At 72.1% G+C, this 15,990-nt stretch carries 18 protein-coding genes; 14 read left to right on the plus strand and 4 right to left on the minus strand.

Annotated features, from left to right (window positions below; all coding sequences use genetic code 11):
• The first annotated feature begins 121 nt into the window (after positions 1 to 121).
• From GA0070564_RS26620 to GA0070564_RS26645, 6 genes are all read left to right on the plus strand, one after another.
• Positions 122 to 1,765 (plus strand): BCCT family transporter, encoded by a 1,644-nt coding sequence (locus tag GA0070564_RS26620; protein ID WP_091615077.1) that lies wholly within the window; start codon positions 122 to 124, stop codon positions 1,763 to 1,765.
• Between the two features lie 93 nt (positions 1,766 to 1,858).
• Positions 1,859 to 2,833: an ABC transporter ATP-binding protein gene (locus GA0070564_RS26625; protein ID WP_091615197.1), complete on the plus strand. Its 975-nt coding sequence runs from the start codon at positions 1,859 to 1,861 to the stop codon at positions 2,831 to 2,833.
• The gene (locus GA0070564_RS26630; protein WP_091615080.1) at positions 2,830 to 3,681 is read left to right on the plus strand and encodes an ABC transporter permease; all 852 of its coding nucleotides are present in this window, start codon (positions 2,830 to 2,832) and stop codon (positions 3,679 to 3,681) included. Before GA0070564_RS26625 ends, GA0070564_RS26630 begins: the two co-directional genes overlap by 4 nt.
• Before the next feature lie 13 nt (positions 3,682 to 3,694).
• A complete protein-coding gene (locus GA0070564_RS26635; protein ID WP_088972668.1) occupies positions 3,695 to 3,946 on the plus strand; it encodes a helix-turn-helix transcriptional regulator in 252 nt (83 codons plus the stop codon).
• Between the two features lie 56 nt (positions 3,947 to 4,002).
• The gene (dnaG, locus tag GA0070564_RS26640; RefSeq protein WP_091615200.1) at positions 4,003 to 5,904 is read left to right on the plus strand and encodes a DNA primase; all 1,902 of its coding nucleotides are present in this window, start codon (positions 4,003 to 4,005) and stop codon (positions 5,902 to 5,904) included.
• 1 nt (position 5,905) lies between these two features.
• A complete protein-coding gene (locus GA0070564_RS26645) occupies positions 5,906 to 6,442 on the plus strand; it encodes a hypothetical protein (RefSeq protein WP_091615083.1) in 537 nt (178 codons plus the stop codon).
• A gap of 36 nt (positions 6,443 to 6,478) precedes the next feature.
• Here GA0070564_RS26645 and GA0070564_RS26650 read toward each other — a convergent pair whose 3' ends face one another.
• Entirely contained in the window at positions 6,479 to 7,045 is a 567-nt protein-coding gene (locus tag GA0070564_RS26650; RefSeq protein WP_091615086.1) for a Uma2 family endonuclease, read from the minus strand.
• Positions 7,046 to 7,237: 192 nt separating this feature from the next.
• Here GA0070564_RS26650 and GA0070564_RS26655 point away from each other — a divergent pair, with 192 nt between their 5' ends.
• Positions 7,238 to 8,170, plus strand: coding sequence for an ABC transporter ATP-binding protein (locus tag GA0070564_RS26655; RefSeq protein WP_091615089.1), 933 nt, complete (start codon positions 7,238 to 7,240; stop codon positions 8,168 to 8,170).
• A gap of 88 nt (positions 8,171 to 8,258) precedes the next feature.
• Here GA0070564_RS26655 and GA0070564_RS26660 read toward each other — a convergent pair whose 3' ends face one another.
• Positions 8,259 to 8,495: a flavin reductase gene (locus tag GA0070564_RS26660; protein WP_091615092.1), complete on the minus strand. Its 237-nt coding sequence runs from the start codon at positions 8,493 to 8,495 to the stop codon at positions 8,259 to 8,261.
• A gap of 480 nt (positions 8,496 to 8,975) precedes the next feature.
• Between GA0070564_RS26660 and GA0070564_RS26665 the strand changes: the two genes are divergently transcribed.
• The 6 genes from GA0070564_RS26665 (at position 8,976) to GA0070564_RS26690 (ending at position 12,116) form a co-directional block, all read left to right on the plus strand.
• The gene (locus GA0070564_RS26665; RefSeq protein WP_245670281.1) at positions 8,976 to 9,779 is read left to right on the plus strand and encodes a helix-turn-helix domain-containing protein; all 804 of its coding nucleotides are present in this window, start codon (positions 8,976 to 8,978) and stop codon (positions 9,777 to 9,779) included.
• The gene (locus GA0070564_RS26670; protein WP_091615095.1) at positions 9,770 to 9,961 is read left to right on the plus strand and encodes a DUF397 domain-containing protein; all 192 of its coding nucleotides are present in this window, start codon (positions 9,770 to 9,772) and stop codon (positions 9,959 to 9,961) included. Before GA0070564_RS26665 ends, GA0070564_RS26670 begins: the two co-directional genes overlap by 10 nt.
• A gap of 30 nt (positions 9,962 to 9,991) precedes the next feature.
• A complete protein-coding gene (locus tag GA0070564_RS26675) occupies positions 9,992 to 10,201 on the plus strand; it encodes a hypothetical protein (protein WP_141714875.1) in 210 nt (69 codons plus the stop codon).
• A gap of 40 nt (positions 10,202 to 10,241) precedes the next feature.
• A complete protein-coding gene (locus GA0070564_RS26680) occupies positions 10,242 to 10,460 on the plus strand; it encodes a hypothetical protein (RefSeq protein ID WP_091615102.1) in 219 nt (72 codons plus the stop codon).
• Between the two features lie 124 nt (positions 10,461 to 10,584).
• Complete coding sequence (locus GA0070564_RS26685; RefSeq protein ID WP_091615105.1) at positions 10,585 to 11,544, plus strand: aminoglycoside phosphotransferase family protein; 960 nt, start codon at positions 10,585 to 10,587, stop codon at positions 11,542 to 11,544.
• A gap of 47 nt (positions 11,545 to 11,591) precedes the next feature.
• The gene (locus GA0070564_RS26690; protein WP_091615205.1) at positions 11,592 to 12,116 is read left to right on the plus strand and encodes a DapH/DapD/GlmU-related protein; all 525 of its coding nucleotides are present in this window, start codon (positions 11,592 to 11,594) and stop codon (positions 12,114 to 12,116) included.
• Between the two features lie 49 nt (positions 12,117 to 12,165).
• Here GA0070564_RS26690 and GA0070564_RS26695 read toward each other — a convergent pair whose 3' ends face one another.
• Positions 12,166 to 13,488, minus strand: a complete 1,323-nt coding sequence (locus tag GA0070564_RS26695; RefSeq protein ID WP_091615108.1) for a glycosyltransferase — start codon at positions 13,486 to 13,488, stop codon at positions 12,166 to 12,168.
• Entirely contained in the window at positions 13,485 to 14,954 is a 1,470-nt protein-coding gene (locus GA0070564_RS26700) for an MFS transporter (protein ID WP_218105005.1), read from the minus strand. The genes GA0070564_RS26695 and GA0070564_RS26700 overlap by 4 nt, the downstream gene beginning before the upstream one ends.
• A gap of 238 nt (positions 14,955 to 15,192) precedes the next feature.
• On the opposite strand from GA0070564_RS26700, the gene GA0070564_RS26705 reads away from it, so the two are divergent.
• Positions 15,193 to 15,987, plus strand: coding sequence for an ABC transporter permease (locus GA0070564_RS26705; RefSeq protein ID WP_245670283.1), 795 nt, complete (start codon positions 15,193 to 15,195; stop codon positions 15,985 to 15,987).
• The last annotated feature ends 3 nt before the right edge of the window (positions 15,988 to 15,990 follow it).

Here is a 15,990-nt window from a genome sequence, read left to right on the forward strand (position 1 = left end):
TCCTGCCCCGGGCGTTCCCGGCCATGCGCATCGACCGGTGGGCCCGCCGGACCGGGCGATTACCGCCGTTCCGCCGTCCGGGACGGTCCGGCGCGGCCAGGATGGTCACCGGGGGTGACTGATGTCCGAACAGGTCGAACGGGATCGAACGGGGTCGGTCCGGCGGCCCGACCCGGTGGTGCTCACGCTCAGCGTGGGCGGCGTGCTGGCGGTGGTGGCCTGGGGACTGCTGGCCCGCGGGTCGCTGGCGGACTTCGGCACCTCCGGGCTGGCCTGGGTGATCCGTACCTTCGGGTGGTTCTTCGTGGTGGCGGCGGACGCCTTCCTGGTGCTGGCGGTGGTCATCGCGGCCTCCCGGTTCGGGCGGATCCGGCTCGGCGCCGACGACGACGAGCCGGAGTTCAGCACCCTGGCCTGGATCGCGATGATGTTCAGCGCCGGGATGGGCATCGGGCTGGTCTTCTTCGCCGTGGCCGAGCCGATCCAGCACTACGCAGCACCCCCGCCGGCGACCGGGATCGCGGCGCAGACCCCGGCGGCCGGGGCCGCGGCGATGCAGTACACGCTCTTCCACTGGACGCTGCACCCGTGGGGGATCTATGCGATCGCCGCGCTGGCGCTGGCGTACTCGACCTTCCGCAAGGGTCGGGACAACCGGATCTCGGCGGCGTTCCACCCGTTGCTGGGCGCCCGGGCCGACGGGGCGGCCGGTCGGGCGGTGGACCTGCTGGCGGTCTTCGCCACCGTCTTCGGCTCGGCCACCAGCCTCGGCCTGGGCGCCCTCCAGGTCGCCGCCGGGCTGCACCTGGTGACCGGGATCCGGGACACCAAGGGGGTCGAACTGGTGGTGATCGGCGCGTTGACCCTGGCCTTCGTGCTGTCCGCCTTCTCCGGCCTGCACAAGGGCGTGAAGTGGCTCTCCACCACGAACGTGGTGCTCGCGGTGCTGCTGATGGTCTTCGTCTTCGTGGTGGGGCCGACCATCTACACGCTGGAGGTGCTGCCCGCCTCGGTCGGTGACTACCTGGGCAACCTGGTCTTCATGTCGACCCGTACCGGCGCCTTCTCCGACGCGGCCTGGCTCGGGTCGTGGACGATCTTCTACTGGGCGTGGTGGATCTCCTGGGCGCCGTTCGTGGGCACCTTCATCGCCCGGATCTCGCGGGGCCGAACGGTGCGGCAGTTCCTCGTCGGGGTGCTGCTGGTGCCCAGCGGGGCCAGCGCGGTCTGGTTCTCGATCATGGGCGGCAGCGCCCTGCGCGCCCAGGCCACCGGCGCGCGGGACCTGGTGGCGGACGTCGGCAGGGGCAGTGAGCAGGCGCTGTTCGGCCTGCTCGACGCGCTGCCGCTGGCGACGGTGACCAGCGTGCTGGCGATGGTGCTCATCGCGCTCTACTTCGTCACCAGCGCCGACTCGGCCTCGCTGGTGCTCGGCTCGCTCACCTCCAACGGCGCGTTGCGCCCGCACCGGGTGCTGGTGGTGCTCTGGGGGGTGCTGATCGGCGCGGTCGCCGCGGCGCTGCTGCTGGCCGGCGGTCTGGAGGCGCTGCAACAGGCCACCATCATGGTGGCGCTGCCGTTCGTGGTGGTGATGCTCGGGCTGGCCGCCGCGCTGTGGCGGGACATGGCCGCCGATCCGGCGGCCAACCCGCACCTGGTCCGGGGTCGTCGCTACGGCCTGGCCGCCGCGGTGCGGGCCGCCCGGTCGTACGACGAGGAGGATCCGCCGCCGGTCACCCGCTGGCTGCGGCGCAACCCGCGCTGAACCGTTCCCGGAACCGGCGTGGATCGGGGCTGCCCATGATGTAGCAGAGGTGCTACATTTCGTGGTACCGATCCATCATTCCGAGGGATGACCATGACAGCGGTTGAGCTCGCGGGGGCGACCGAGACTCCGCATCCACCCGACACCGACCCGGTGCTCGACGTCCGGGGCCTGCGCATGCGCTACGGCGCCGTCGACGTCCTGCACGGCGTGGACTTCACCGCCCGGCGCGGCGAGGTGCTCGCCCTGCTCGGCCCGAACGGCGCCGGCAAGAGCACCACCATCGAGATCCTGGAGGGCTTCCGGCTCCGCTCGGCCGGCGAGGTACGCGTGCTCGGCACCGACCCGGCCCGCGGCGACGAGGCGTGGCGGGCCCGGCTGGGCGTCGTCCTCCAGTCCTGGCGCGACCACGGCCGGTGGCTGGTCGGTGACCTCCTCACCCACCTCGGCTCCTACTACGCGCCGTACGCCACGGCCGCGATCCGCCGGCCCTGGCCGACCGCCGACCTGCTGGACACGGTGGGGCTGACCGGACAGGCCGGCCGTCGGGTCAACCAGCTCTCCGGCGGCCAGCGCCGCCGCCTGGACGTGGCGGTCGGCATCGTCGGCCGCCCCGAGCTGCTCTTCCTCGACGAGCCGACGGTCGGCTTCGACCCGGCCGCCCGCCGCGAGTTCCACGACCTGGTGCACCGGCTGGCCGACCTGGACGAGACCACCATCCTGGTGACCACCCACGATCTCGACGAGGCCGAGAAGCTGGCCGACCGGATCCTGATCCTGGCCGGCGGCCGGGTCATCGCCGACGGCTCGGCCGACGAGCTGTCCCGGCGGGTGGCCGGCAAGGCCGAGATCCGCTGGAGCGTCGACGGCGAGCGCTTCGTGCACGCCGCGACCGATGCCACCGGCTTCGTCCGTGAGCTGTTCGCGCAGCACGGCGACGCCGTCGCCGACCTGGAGGTCCGCCGGGCCAGCCTGGAGGACGCGTACATGACCTTGGTGCGTGAGCACGAGTCCGGCGGCCGAACGGATACCGCGCTGCGGGTGCTGCGCGGGGAGGAGGAGCGGTGAACGCGACCACCATGGCGGTCCGCGCCGGTCTGCGCCGGGGCGTGATCGAGCTGCGCAACACCCTCAGCAGCGGTCAGGACCTGTGGAACTTCGCCTTTCCCACGGTGATCCTGATGGCCACCATGTTCTTCACCCGGGGCCTGACCGTGCCGGGCACCGACTTCTCGCTCGGCGCCCGCACCCTGCCCAGCTCGTTCGGGATGGGGATCGCCTTCGCCGGGATGCTCATCCTGGCCCAGCAGCTCATCATCGATCGGGAGGACGGCACGCTGCTGCGCGCCAAGGCCACCCCCAACGGCATGCTGGGCTATCTGATCGGCAAGATCGTGCTGAACTCGGTGCTGGCGGTCGCCGGTCTGCTGGCCCAGCTGCTGATCGCGCTGCTCTTCCTGGACGGGCTGCGCATCGACAGTCCCGCCGCGTGGGTCACCCTGGCCTGGGTGCTGGTGCTCGGCCTGGTGGCAACCCTGCCGCTCGGCGCGGTGATCGGCTCGCTGATCGAGAACCCGCGCAACATGGGCCTGGTGATGCTGCCGACCATGGGGCTGATCGGCCTGTCGGGCATCTTCTACCCGGTCAGCGTCTTCCCCGGCTGGGTGCAGGCCGTCGCCCAGGTCTTTCCGATCTACTGGCTAGGGTTGGGCATGCGCTCGGCGCTGCTGCCGGACTCGCTCGCGGCCGTCGAGATCGGCGGCAGCTGGCGACACCTGGAGACCGTGGCGGTCCTCGGCGCGTGGGCGGCGGTCGGGCTGCTGCTGGCCCCGGTGGTGCTGCGCCGGATGGCCCGTCGCGAGTCCGGTTCCCGGGTGGCGGCACGCCGGGAGAAGGCCATGCAGCGGGCGATGTGAGAGGGCGTCGAGGATGAGCGAGACCGTGCACAACCGGATCGCGGTGCTGCGCGCCGAGCGGGGGGTCTCCCGCCGCCAGCTCGCCGACGCGCTGGGGGTGCACTACCAGACCATCGGCTACCTGGAGCGCGGCGAGTTCCGGCCCAGCCTGCACCTGGCGTTGCGGATCGCCGCGTACTTCGAGGTGCCGGTGGAGGTGGTCTTCTCCATCGAGCCGTTCCCGCGCATCGGCGACGCCACCAGCGGGGTGGGCCGCAGCGCCTGACGGCTGCGCCACACGCCGTCCCCCCGACCGCCGTCATGTCGGTCCGGCAGGGCAGGATGTACGCCGAGGGGGTGGCGAGAATGGCTGGGCGGATCCGGGACGAGGACATCACGCTGGTCCGGGAGCGCACCTCCATCGCCGAGGTCATCTCCGACACGGTGACCCTCAAGTCGGCCGGCGGCGGCAACCTCAAGGGGCTGTGCCCGTTCCACGACGAGAAGAGCCCGTCGTTCAACGTCTCGCCGGCCCGCAACGTCTACCACTGCTTCGGCTGCGGGGTCGGCGGCGACGCCATCAAGTTCCTGATGGACGCCGAGCACCTGAGCTTCGTCGAGTCCGTCGAACGGCTCGCTGCCCGCGCCGGCATCCAGCTGCGCTACGCCGAGCCCGAGCACGGCGCCCCGCGGCCCCGCCCGCAGCAGGGGCAGAAGCAGCGCCTGGTCGCCGCGCACGCCGCCGCCGTGGAGTTCTACCAGGCCCAGCTCACCGCCGCCGGCGCCCGCCCGGCCCGCGAGTTCCTGGCCCAGCGGGGCTTCGACCGGGCCGCCGCCCAGCGCTACGGCTGCGGCTTCGCCCCGGACGGCTGGGACCTGCTCACCAAGCACCTGCGCCAGCAGGGCTTCAGCCACGACGAGCTGGTCACCGCCGGGTTGTCCCGGCCGGCCCGCTCCGGTTCGCTGATCGACCGGTTCCGCCGCCGGCTGATGTGGCCGATCCGGGACATCACCGGCGACGTGATCGGCTTCGGCGCGCGCAAGCTCTTCGACGACGACGACGGCCCGAAATACCTCAACACCCCCGAGACGCCGATCTACAAGAAGTCGCACGTCCTCTACGGCATCGACCAGGCCAAGCGGGAGATCGCCAAGCAGGGCAAGGTGGTCGTCGTCGAGGGCTACACCGACGTGATGGCCTGCCACCTGGCCGGTGTGCCGACCGCGGTCGCCACCTGTGGCACCGCGTTCGCCGCGGACCACATCTCGGTGCTGCGCCGGGTGCTCCTCGACAGCGACGAGCGGGCCGGCGAGATCGTCTTCACCTTCGACGGGGACGCCGCCGGGCAGAAGGCAGCCCTGCGCGCCTTCGAGGACGACCAGCGCTTCGTCGGGCGTACCTTCATCGCGGTCAGCCCCGACAACATGGACCCGTGCGACCTGCGCCTGGCCAAGGGTGACCTGGCCGTCCGCGACCTGGTGGCCCGCCGCGAGCCGCTGGTCGACTTCGCGCTGCGGCACGTGATCAGCCGCTACGACCTGGACACCGTCGACGGTCGGGTGGAGGCGATGCGCAGGGCCGCCCCGCTGGTCGCCAAGATCAAGGACCGGGAGAAGCGCCCGGAGTACGTCCGCAAGCTCGCCGGCGACCTCGGCATGGAGATCGAGCCGGTGCAGCGGGCGGTGCAGGCGGCCGGCGGTACGCCGACCGGGCCGGCCCAGAACTCCGCCGCGCCGGCCCGCCGTGGCCGCACCCCCGCGCCGTCGGTGGACAGCCCACAGTCCATGGTCGAGCGGGAGGCGCTGAAGTTGGCCCTCCAGCAGCCGGTGCTGGCCGGCCCGATGTTCGACGCCGTGGAGGCGGCCGACTACCGCCACCCGGTGCACGTCGCCGTCCGGGCCGCCCTGGCCGGGGCCGGTGGCGCCGCCGCGGCCACCGGGGGCGCGGTCTGGATCGAGGCGGTCCGGGACGCCTGCGACGACCTGGCCGCCCGGGCGCTCGTCGGCGAGCTGGCCGTGGAACCGCTGCGCATCGACGGCGACCCCGACCCGCGCTACGTGCAGATCACCATGGCCCAGTTGCAGTGGGGTTCGGTGACGGCCCGGATCCGGGACCTCAAATCCAAGATCCAGCGGATCAATCCGGTGAGTCAGAAGGACGAGTACTTCGCGCTCTTCGGGGAACTGCTCTCGCTGGAACAGCACGCGCGGGCGCTGCGCGAGCAGGCCGCCGGGGGGCTGTGAGATGGGACTGTTCAACCGCAGGCCGAAGCTGCCGCCGGCCGCCCGACCGCCGCTGGCCGCCGACGAGCGGGTGCTCGCCTGGGCCGCCGCCGGCAACGGCGAGGGCGACGGCGTGGTGGTCGCCAGCAACCTCGGGCTCTGGCTGCCCGGCCGGCCGCACCGGATCGGCTGGCACGACGTGCTCAAGGCCACCTGGTCCGGCCGGGAGCTGACCGTCGTCCCCGCCGAGCGGGTCGCCGAACGCGACGGCTACCTGGTGGTGGCCGACTGCCCCGCCGAGACCTACCTGCTGCTCGACCCGGGGGAGTTGCCGCACCAGGTGCGGGCCCGGGTGACCCGCTCGGTGGCGTACACCGCCCAGCACGCCGTGCCCGGCGGTTCCGGCCGGATCGCCGCCCGCCGGGTCGCCGGGGTGGACGGGCTGAGCTGGACCGTCCGCTACGACCCGGGCACCCCGACCGACGACGACGAGGTACGCGCCGAGACCGACCGGCTGGTCGCCGAGGCCCGCGCCGCCACCGCCCCCGCCGACGTCTGAGCCCGGCCGCAGGTCGGCCTGATCAGGAGCTTTCGATCAGAGCCGGCTGAGATCGATCTCGAAGAGGAACGGCGTGGTCAGCTTCACGACGTCAGTGAACACCGCACCCTCGCGGTAACGCCGGGTCGCCGGGTCGAGGACGTACGTGTAGAGGAGAGGTGCGCCGGTGGCGACCTGCTCGACCCGCCAATAGAACTGGATTCCGGCCTTCGCGTACTGGTCGGCCTTGACGATCCGGTCGGTCGTCTCCGATCCGGGAGAGACCACCTCGACCACGAGTAGCACATGCTCGGGTCGGGTCGGAGTGACGTCGATGCTGTCCGCCCGGTAGACCGTGACATCAGGGCGGCGGTTGTTCAGCGGCACGTCCTGAAGCCGGACATCGAAGTCGATGTCAGCGTTCCAGTCGGGCCCCGCGGCGACGTCCAGGGCGTTCGCCAGCAGTCTGGCCAGGCGATTGTGCCGCTTGGAGGCACTAGGGCCCACCAGGACCATCCCATCCACGATCTCGATGCCCGCGCACTGCTCCTCTGACCACGTCGCGTACTGCTCGGCCGTGACCTGCTCATGCATCCACGCCGGCGCGACCATCGCGGCAGTCATACTGACCTCCTGGACGACGACGGGTCAACGACCTCAAGATATCGCGCCTTCGGCGCCGAGTGGCCATCACCGGCAGGCCGAACGCTTCGCCACCCGGTCTACCCCCATTCGCCGCAATCCTGGCCGCCCCGGGGCCGGCGGGCCGGCGTGAATCGGCTCGAAGCTGTCGGGGGTCGCGGCTAGGGTCGGCCGGTGACCACTGCACAGCCACTCATCCAGGCCCGGGGGCTGGTGAAGCGGTTCGGCGACTTCACCGCCGTCGCCGGCATCGACGTCGAGGTGCGCCCGGGCGAGGCGTTCGGCTTCCTCGGCCCCAACGGCGCCGGCAAGTCGTCCACCATGCGGATGATCGGCTGCATCTCCCCGCCCACCGGCGGCGAGCTGCGGATCCTCGGCATGGACCCGGTCCGCGACGGGCCGGCGATCCGCGCCCGGCTCGGCGTGTGCCCCCAGCTGGACAGCCTCGACCCCGAGCTGACCGTCCGGGAAAATCTCACCACCTACGCCCGCTACTTCGGCATCCCGCGCAAGGTGGCCCGGCAACGCGCCGCCGACCTGCTCGACTTCGTCCAGCTCACCGAGCGGGCCGACAGCAAGGTGGAGCCGCTCTCCGGCGGCATGAAGCGGCGGCTCACCATCGCCCGCGCACTGGTCAACGAGCCCGAGATCGTGCTCCTCGACGAGCCGACCACCGGGCTCGACCCGCAGGCGCGCCACCTGGTCTGGGAGCGACTGTTCCGGCTCAAGCGCCAGGGCGTCACCCTGGTCCTCACCACCCACTACATGGACGAGGCCGAGCAGCTCTGCGACCGGCTGGTGGTGATGGACGGCGGCCGGATCGTCGCCGAGGGGTCGCCCCGGGCGCTGATCGAGGAGCACTCCACCAGGGAGGTGGTGGAGCTGCGCTTCGCCGCCGAGTCCCAGGAGCCCTTCGCCGACAAGCTGGACGCCCTTGCCGAGCGGGTCGAGGTGCTGCCCGACCGGATCCTGCTCTACGTTCCCGACGGCGACGCGGCAGTCGACGAGGTGACCGGGCTCGGCCTGACGCCGGCCAGCGTGCTGGTCCGGCGCAGCAGCCTGGAGGACGTCTTCCTCCAGCTCACCGGCCGCACCCTCGTCGACTGAGGTGCAAGGAGGGGCCCCCTGTTAACGCATTCGGTATAGCACGGGCCCCTTCTTAACGCCGTCGGCCGTCGAGTGCCCGGGACGGCGGTCAGCGCGGCCGGGCCCAGTTCAGGATCCGGTCGGCCAACCGGGCCGGCGCGCACTGTCCGGCCAGGTCGACCGACGCCTCGGCCAGCAGCGTGCCCAGGTAGATCAGCAGCGCGGTCCGGTCCTCGCGGTACTCGGCGAGCAGCGCCAGCCGGGCCGCCGAGCACGGCCAGCCGGCGCCGCACACCCGGCAGCGCCACCCCGGCCGGGCCGCCACATGCGGCCGGTAGCGGGGCATCAGCGCGGATCCCCCGCGCCGCCCGGCCGACCCGCTCCATCCGCCCACGGGCCCGCGCCCTCCGCTGACCGGCGGGGCGACGGCAGCCGGTGGCCGCCGTTCGCCCGCCACTCCTGCGCCCGGGTCAGCCGCCCCGGACGCCCCGGCCGGTCGACCGGGAAGACCTCCGTCGGGGCGGTCGCCCACGCCGGACGTTCGTTGCGCGTACGCCGGGGGAGCGGGGCGGGGGCCGCCGGGCGGCACCGCCAGAACCTGATCCGCATCGGGGTGAACCTCCGTCGAGTTGGTGAGGGGGTGTCCTGCGACCGGCGGCCCGCAGGACACCCCCGGCCTGGTTCCGCCCGCCGTCGTGATCCCGTGAGCGGTTCCGCTGCGTGACAGTCTGCTGAGGACGCGACTACCGTGGGAGGTTCCGCGCGCCGACGACCAGCGTGTGTGCCGGTCCGCCCCGGGCGGTACGAGGATGTACGGAGGCTGTCCGTGGAGAGCTCGTCGATGCTGGACCACTTCGCCGAGGAGCTGCGGCTGGCCCGGGCGAGCGGCGGCATGTCCCAGGCGGCGCTGGCCGAGGCGCTGAGCTATTCCGGGGCGCTGGTGGCCAAGGTGGAGACCAGCGAGCGCCGACCCAGCCTGGACTTCGCCCGCCGCTGCGACGCGGTGTTCGGGGCCGACGGGCGCTTCGAGCGGATCCAGCGCCGGATCAGCCGGGAGACCGTGGTGCCATGGTTCCGCGACTGGGCCGGCATCGAGCAGGAGGCCACGGCGCTACGAACCTTCGAGCCGGTGTGCGTGCCGGGCCTGCTACAGACCGAGGGGTACGCTCGGGCGCTGCTGGCTGGCGGTGGCTTGTTCGCGGCGGACGAGATCGAGCAGCACGTGACCACGCGGCTGGATCGTCAGGTGATGCTCACTAGAAATCGCCCGCCGTTGTTCACCGCCGTCATCGATGAACATGTGCTGCACCGCCGCGTCGGCGGTCCGGAGGTTATGCGCGAGCAGGTCCTCCACTTGGTGAAGCTCGGCTCGACGCTACCTCGGGTTCGAATCCAGGTGGTACCACTGGCCGCCGGGGCATACGTTGGGCTCGGCGGACCCTTCGTGCTCGCTACCTCGCCACAGGCGGAGGATCTGGTCTACCTCGCAGGACAACGGCACGGGCAGGTGATCGACCGGACCGACTACGTCCGGCAGATGGTCGAGGTATGGGAGTCGATCCGGGGTGAGGCACTATCGCAGCAGCAGTCCCTCGAGTTGATGGCGGAAGTGGCGGAGACATGGACCTGAGCGCTGCCCGATGGCGCAAGAGCACGCGCAGTGGGCCCGATGGCGGCAACTGCGTAGAGGTGGCCGACAGCCTTCCCGGCGTGGTGGCCGTACGCGATTCGAAGGATCCGGACGGCCCGGCGCTGGCCTTCGCCCCCGCGGCCTGGCGCGCGTTCGTCGCCGCCCTTCCCACCCGGTCGTAGGCCACACCCGGGATGGATGGTCGGTTCGAGATGGACGGGCAACGGCCGGCAGCCCTGCGTTGGGTGGTCTGGATCCTCGTGATCGCTGTGTCGGCGGCCGTCATCCAGGTCGCCGCGTCGTGGTCCGGGCAGGCGTGGGCGCGTGAGGACGCGCCGGCGCTGCTGATCTTCATCGCCTTCCTCACCGCGCCCACCCGGAAGGGCAGGCCACCGTCTTCCTCGACCCGTCCGGGGAGGTGACGGAGAGATGGACGTAAGCGGGGCCCCGAATCTGCGGGCGGTGACCGTCGCCCGCCGTGCGGTCGGCGCCCTGTTGATGCTGGCACTCCCGCTGGATTCCGGGCTGGTGTTCTGGCTGCTGGACCGCGCGACGTCGGTAGGGCAGTGGCTGACCGGCGCGCTGGTGTCGCTCCTGATCCCGGGCGGGCTCTACAACCTGTATCGCCTCCTGGATTGGGCGGAGTTCCGCCATGCCGTACCGGGCCGGCACCAGAAGTAGGTTCCGGTGGCGAGGTGCGGCCTGTCGGCCCTTCCCGTCGGCCGGATGCCCCGACCTGCCGCAGGTGTGCCGCTCTCGTGGCGGCGGGCACCCGCCGGAGCCCCCGACGGGCGAGGATGTCCCGGTGACCGACACACCGCAGCTCGGCCCCGTGCCCGAACGCGTCGCCGTCGACGCGGCGCAGGTGCGGCTGCTGGTCGCCGACCAGTTCCCGCGCTGGGCCGGTCTCCCGGTCGAGCCGGTCGCCGACGGCGGCTGGGACAACTGGACGTTCCACCTCGGCCCGGAGATGTCCGTGCGCCTGCCGAGCGCCGCACCGTACGCCCTGGCGGTGGAGAAGGAACACCGGTGGCTTCCGGTGCTCGCCGCCGGACTCCCGCTGCCGATCCCCGTCCCACTGGCGATGGGCGAACCGGGCGCGGGATATCCGTACCCGTGGTCGGTCTACCGGTGGGTCGACGGCGAGCCGGCGCGGGCCGACCGGATCACCGACCCGGTGCGGTTCGCCGACGACCTGGCCGGGTTCCTGGTGGCCCTGCGCGGCGTGGACCCCTCCGACGGCCCCCGTCCCGGCCTGCACAACTGGTTCCGGGGCGGCACGCTGAAGACGTACGACGGTCTGGCCCGGCGGGCGCTCGCGGCCCTGGACCGTCACGTCGACGTCGGCCTGGCCCGGGAGATCTGGGCCGGCGCGCTGGACGCACCCTGGGACGGTGTGGAGCGCTGGTTCCACGGTGACGTCGCCCAGGGCAACCTGCTGCTCGACGGCGGGGAGTTGGCGGCGGTCATCGACTTCGGCACCTGCGGCGTCGGGGACCCGGCCTGCGACCTGGCGGTCGCCTGGACGCTGCTGACCGCGCAGGGGCGGCGGGCCTTCCGCGGCCGGCTCTGCGTCGACGCGGCGAGCTGGGCGCGCGGGCGCGGCTGGGCCCTGTGGAAGACGCTGACCGCCTGCGCCCGGACCGTCGACGGCGCCGACGACCCGGACGCGTTCCGCGTCCTCGACGAGATCTTCTCCGAGTACGCGGACGGCACGCCGCCGTCCGGACCGCTCCCCGTGCCCGGCTCGACGGCGCGGGCCTGACCAACAAGCACACCTCGGGAGGTTGCCCCGTGTCCAAGGACCGCTTCATGCGGATCCACAGTCCGGAGTTCCAGGCGATGGCCGACCGGGTCCTGGAGGTCACCGCGCTGACGTCCCGCCTGAACGCCCTCCCGTTCGACGACGAGGCCGGCAAGGCGGAGCTGTTCGCGCAGATCCTCGGTAGGCCGCTGCCGGCGCGGGTGACCATCTATCCGCCCTTCTACACCGACCACGGCCTGCGGCTCGACATCGCCGAACGCGTCTTCATCAACCAGAACTGCACGTTCCTGGACTACGCCGGCATCCGGCTGGCCGAGCGGGTGATGATCGGCCCGAAGGTCACCTTCATCACCAACGGCCACCCGGTCGATCCCGGGGAGCGGCGGCTCTATCTCACCGGCGCGCCGATCGACGTGGCGGAGAACGTGTGGATCGGCGCCGGTGCGACGATCCTGCCCGGGGTCAGCATCGGCCGGGACGCGGTGATCGCCGCCGGCGCGGTGGTGGCCGACGACGTCCCGCCGGCCAGCCTGGTCACCGGCCCGAAGGCGGCGGTACGCCGGCAGTGGTGAACCTTCGTGACCGCGCCGGAACCCGTTGAGCCCGCACGCGGCGAACCGCTCAGGCTGAGGCGGCGCCGTGGGAGGTCGGTCGTCGGGCCACGGACGTTTCCGCGGTGCGGTGGATGGCGCCCACCGCGGCGCCCAAGCCGTCCTCGGAGCGCAGTCGTTCGCCGAAGGCTCGCGCCGCCGACTGCATCGCCGACTGGTCCAGGCGGCGGATCGCCGCGCTCAGCGTGTCCGCGTTCAACTCGAGGAAGCGGTTGAAGCCGCCGATGCCGCGCTCGGTGAGCCGGTTTCCCCAGAACGGCTGATCGGCGAAGAGCGCGAACGCCCAGGTGGGGATGCCCGCGTGCAGGGCCGCTGCGGTGGTGCCGGCGCCGCCGTGGCTGATCGCGCCCCGGCACTGCGGCAGCAGCCACGAGTGGTCGGTCGCGCCGATCACGCGGACGTTCTCGGGCAGCGCGGCGCTCTGGTTGACCTCGGTCCAGCCGGCGCCGAGCAGGATCCGGCGGCCGGTGCGTTTCGCCGCCTCGACCACCCGGGTGAGCAGGACGTCGGGGTCGAGGATCGGCATGCTGCCGAAGGTGACGAAGAACGGCGGATCACCGACCCCCAGCCACTCGGTGAGCCCTTCCGGCGGCGTGCGCTCGCCGACCCGTTCGTGCACCTCCCGCGGCAGCCGCCAGAACCCGGTCATCACCTGGTTCTCGGCCCAGTCCGCGGGGCGGGACATGAGGTGCCTGCTGTACGCGTGCAGCACCGGCAGCCCGGTGCGGGTGGTCATGCCGACCGCGGACATGCGCACCGGACCGAGCCCGATCCGCGCGCGGAACGCGTTGATGTCGTGGCGTTTGCCGTTCCAGTAGGCGAGCTCGGTGAGACGGTGACTGGCCCGGTGCAGCGGCCGGCCGGGCCACGTGGCGCGGATCCGGCCGGTGGAGACCAGCAGGTTCGGGAAGTCGCCGGTCTCGGTCCAGGGGGAGAAGTAGCCGGCGATGACCGGAATGCCGAGGAGCTCACCGGCGGCGACCGCGTAGTCGTCGGTCTGGATGCCGGCCACCAGCAGGTCGCTCTCCACGGCCAGTTTCATGGTGCAGTCGCCGAGCGTCTCCCGGGCCTGCGACAGCACCTGGGCGGAACCGCGGAGAAAGGCCCGGGAATTGCCGGAGGTGATCCATTTCTGGCCCTCCGGGGATTTGTGGACGCGGTGCATGTCGATGTCTATCGGGACGAACGGCACCTCGGCCCCGGCGACCAGGTGGGCCGCATCGCCGGGCGCCGACACGGTGACGGTGTGCCCCGCCTGCCGCAGGCGGTGGGCGAGGCCGACGAACGGTTCCACGTCACCCCGGCTGCCGACCGTGACGATGCCGATTCTCATGCGTTCCCCTCCGTTGCGCTGGTGGTGCCGGCGTTGCGGGGAAGCCACCAGGCCAGCACCGCTACGGCGAGAATCAGGGCGAGGAGGCAGACGGTGCTCAGGCGCAGAGCGTCGCTGTAGGCCACGGCGGAGGCGCCGCTTCCCAGCGTGTCGTAGAACACGATGCCGATGACCGCGACGCCGAGGGCGTTACCGATCTGGATCGAGGTGGACAGCACGCCGGAAGCGGCGCCGGCGTGCGAGCTGGGCAGGGTGGCCAGCGCGGTGGAGGTGAGCGGGGCCACGACGGTGCCCATGCCCAGCCCGATGATCACCAGGGCCGGTGCCAGGACCCAGACCGAGCTGTCGCCGAACCGGTCGACGGCGCCCATCAGGAGCAGCCATCCGGCGGCCAGGACCAGAGCGCCGAGGGTGATCACCCGGGGGCCGATCCGGTTGCTCAGCTGCGGCCCGAACACCGAGGCGGCGACGAACCCGACGCCGACCATGATGATCAGCACGCCCGAGCCCAGCGCGGTCATCCTGCGGCCCTGCTGGAGGTAGAGGGCGAAGAACAGGAAGAACGACGCCATCCCGGAGTTGTAGAGCAGGGCCATCACGACGCCCAGCGAGAACGGGCGGTCCCGGAACAGGCTGAGGTCGACGAGGGGGCTGCCGCCGCGCCGCCGGTTGCGGACCTGCTGGGCGACGAAGAGAACGAGCAGCGGCACCGAGGCGGCGAGGCAGACGATGGTCCACATCGGCCAGCCGCGCTCGCGACCCTCGATCAACGGGTAGATGATGCCGAGCATGCCGAGCGTCACCAGCACGATGCCGAGCGGGTCGAGCCGGGCCGCGGGGACGGCACGGGACTCCGGCACCACCTTGGGAGCGAGTGCCAGAGCCGCGATGCCGATCGGCAGGTTGATCAGGAAGCAGAGGCGCCACCCGATCCCGTCGGGGTCGGCCGCGATGAGCAGGCCGCCGATCAGCTGACCGAACACGCCGGCCACCGCGGTGGCCAGGGCGGCGGCCATGAACGCGCGGGAGCGGTCGGCGCCCCGGTAGACCAGACCGAGGATGGCCAGTTCCTGCGGGGTGGACAGGGCGGCGGCGATGCCCTGCACGATCCGGGCGGCGATCAGCACCTCGGAGGAGGTGGCGATCCCGCAGACGAGGGACGCGACGGTGAACAGCCCGATGCCGATCATGAACAGCTTGCGGCGGCCGTAGATGTCGCCGAGCCGGCCGCCGGTGATCAGGCCGGCGGCGTAGGCGAGGCCGTAACCGGCGACGACCATCTGGATGGCGGCCGCGTCGGCGTTCAGGTCGCGCTGGACCGAGGGCACGGCGACGTTCACGATGAAGAAGTCCAGCGTGATCATGAACATGCTGGTCAGCATCACCGGGAGCGAACCCCAGTAACGCCAGCCGCTCGTCGGCGCCGCCGACGGCTCCGGCGTGCTCGTGGGGGTCACGGTGCTCATGGCGGGGCACATTTCTGTCCGGACGGGAGATCTTGGATCAGGGACGACGCTGTCATACGGGCCACCCCGCGTCGATTACGTGCCTGGTAATGAGCCATACAGGCATCACCCCCGACGGCGTGGACCGAGCAGGCTCGGGGTGGTGCGTAGCAACAGCTCCCGGGTCCGGAGGGGCGCTGGCGGCTTGTCGTACCCCTCGGGTAGGAAGGTCGTGGTGAGACGGACGGGGGGTGGGGCGGTGAGCGTGGCGGAACGGGCCCGGCCGGCGCTGCCCAGGGTGCCGGCGCTGGCGGTCCTGGCGCACTACCTGGTCGGCTACCGGCGCACGTGGCGCGGCGGGGTCTTCTCGTCGTTCCTGCTGCCGGTGCTGAGCGTGGTCGGCTTCGGGTTCGGCGTCGGCGCCTACGTCGACCAGGGCGTCGGCGGGGTGCGCTACCTCGACTGGATCGTGCCCGGCCTGATCGCCTCCACCGCCCTCCAGGTCGCGATCGGCGAGTCCACCTGGCCGGTGTTCAGCAACTTCCAGTGGATCAAGACATACTTCGCGCAGGTCGCCGCGCCGCTGCGGATCGGTGACGTGCTCACCGGTCACCTCGCCTTCGTGCTGTTCCGGGTGGTCACCAGCAGCGCCGCGTTCCTGCTGGTGGTGACGCTGTTCGGGGCGGTGCACTCGCTGTGGGCGCTCGCCGTGCTCCCGGTGGTCGCGCTGCTCACGCTGGCCGTCGCCGCACCCACCTTCGGGTACGCCTCGGTCGTGTCCAGCGACACCTACCTCGCCCTGCTGTTCCGCTTCGCGGTGATCCCGATGAGCCTCTTCGCCGGGGTCTTCTTCCCCGTCGAGTCGCTGCCGACGGTGCTGCGCTGGTTCGCGTACGCCACTCCGCTCTGGCACGGCGTCGACCTGTGCCGGGCGGCCACGCTCGGGGTGGCGCCGGCCTGGTCGGTGACCGGGCACCTGCTCTACCTCGCGGCGTGGGCGGCGGCCGGCTGGCTGCTCGCGCTGCGGGGCTTCCGTCGCCGGCTCGTCGTCTAGGAG

Origin of the sequence: Micromonospora mirobrigensis, from assembly GCF_900091555.1 — a bacterium.
Classification (GTDB): Bacteria; Actinomycetota; Actinomycetes; order Mycobacteriales; family Micromonosporaceae; genus Micromonospora; species Micromonospora mirobrigensis.

What these genes read in the sequence shown, in the direction of transcription:
- GA0070564_RS26620 (WP_091615077.1), top strand. Translation starts at nt 122, where the DNA reads ATGTCCGAACAGGTCGAACGGGATCGAACGGGGTCGGTCCGGCGGCCC.
- GA0070564_RS26625 (WP_091615197.1), top strand. Translation starts at nt 1,859, where the DNA reads ATGACAGCGGTTGAGCTCGCGGGGGCGACCGAGACTCCGCATCCACCC.
- GA0070564_RS26635 (WP_088972668.1), top strand. Translation starts at nt 3,695, where the DNA reads ATGAGCGAGACCGTGCACAACCGGATCGCGGTGCTGCGCGCCGAGCGG.
- dnaG (WP_091615200.1), top strand. Translation starts at nt 4,003, where the DNA reads ATGTACGCCGAGGGGGTGGCGAGAATGGCTGGGCGGATCCGGGACGAG.
- GA0070564_RS26645 (WP_091615083.1), top strand. Translation starts at nt 5,906, where the DNA reads ATGGGACTGTTCAACCGCAGGCCGAAGCTGCCGCCGGCCGCCCGACCG.
- GA0070564_RS26650 (WP_091615086.1), bottom strand. Translation starts at nt 7,045, where the DNA reads ATGACTGCCGCGATGGTCGCGCCGGCGTGGATGCATGAGCAGGTCACG.
- GA0070564_RS26660 (WP_091615092.1), bottom strand. Translation starts at nt 8,495, where the DNA reads ATGCCCCGCTACCGGCCGCATGTGGCGGCCCGGCCGGGGTGGCGCTGC.
- GA0070564_RS26670 (WP_091615095.1), top strand. Translation starts at nt 9,770, where the DNA reads ATGGACCTGAGCGCTGCCCGATGGCGCAAGAGCACGCGCAGTGGGCCC.
- GA0070564_RS26675 (WP_141714875.1), top strand. Translation starts at nt 9,992, where the DNA reads ATGGACGGGCAACGGCCGGCAGCCCTGCGTTGGGTGGTCTGGATCCTC.
- GA0070564_RS26690 (WP_091615205.1), top strand. Translation starts at nt 11,592, where the DNA reads ATGCGGATCCACAGTCCGGAGTTCCAGGCGATGGCCGACCGGGTCCTG.
- GA0070564_RS26695 (WP_091615108.1), bottom strand. Translation starts at nt 13,488, where the DNA reads ATGAGAATCGGCATCGTCACGGTCGGCAGCCGGGGTGACGTGGAACCG.
- GA0070564_RS26700 (WP_218105005.1), bottom strand. Translation starts at nt 14,954, where the DNA reads ATGAGCACCGTGACCCCCACGAGCACGCCGGAGCCGTCGGCGGCGCCG.